2 protein-coding genes are annotated in these 840 nt (G+C 56.1%); one reads left to right on the forward strand and one right to left on the reverse strand.

Going from position 1 to position 840, the window contains the following annotated elements:
- Positions 1-269: hypothetical protein (locus tag ACOZKU_RS27660; protein ID WP_421581597.1), on the forward strand; the 269-nt coding region annotated here is incomplete at its 5' end.
- Positions 270-399: 130 nt separating this feature from the next.
- Here the strand turns inward: ACOZKU_RS27660 and ACOZKU_RS27665 are convergent.
- A partial coding sequence (locus ACOZKU_RS27665; RefSeq protein ID WP_421581598.1) for a YqhA family protein occupies positions 400-840 on the reverse strand: 441 nt, incomplete at its 5' end.

The raw sequence follows: 840 nt of genomic DNA on the forward strand, positions 1-840 counted from the left end.
AGCTCCATCAGGAAACCTTAGAGCGAGTTCGTCGGCCGCCAGAAGCGCCGCCGCTCTCGTTCGATGGCCGGGTTATAGGCCCACAGTTTTCAACCGTCAACACTCGATTTCATAAAAATGCAGAAAATCGACAAGTCATTGGTATTAAAAGGAGATTTCTGATTTTCTCGGATCAAGCACAGCCAGAACATTCCTTTCGACGGGAAATCATCGCACGAAACCCTTGTCGTGCGGTACATACATACCGCAGCCCCTCCCCTTCCTCGTGAAAACACCAAAACGACCCGGTGGATAAGGAGAATGTCGGGGACATCGGCGATCTTTCGCTTGACTTCACGACAACAAAAAGGGCGCCGGCGGATCTCCGCGGCGCCCTGCCCTCCTCGCTTTCGCGATGGCTCAGCCCTTCAGCTTGCCCATGATTTGCTCGAGGAAACCCAGCAGCACGGCGGAGACCACGAAAGCCAGGTGCATCAGCGTCAGCCACATCAGGCGGCCGTCGGTGTATTGCTGCACGTTTAGGAAGACCTGCAGCAGGTGGATCGACGAGATCGCGACGATGGACGAAGCAACCTTGATCTTCAGGCTGCCGGAATCGAGCTTGCCGAGGAAGGACACGTCCTTCTCCGCCTCGTCGAAGCGGCTGACGAAATTCTCGTAGCCGGCGATCATGACCATGAGGATGAGGCTCGCCACAAGCGCGGCATCGATCAGGCCGAGCATGGCAAGGATCATCTGGGCATCGTCATAGACCAGGACGTTCTTGGCCACCTTGATGAACTTGTAAAGGAAGGACACGGCATACACCGCGAGCGCGGCGACAAGACCGAGATAGAAGAC

It is taken from the genome of Shinella sp. M31 (genome assembly GCF_049199205.1).
In the GTDB taxonomy this organism is placed as follows: Bacteria; Pseudomonadota; Alphaproteobacteria; order Rhizobiales; family Rhizobiaceae; genus Shinella.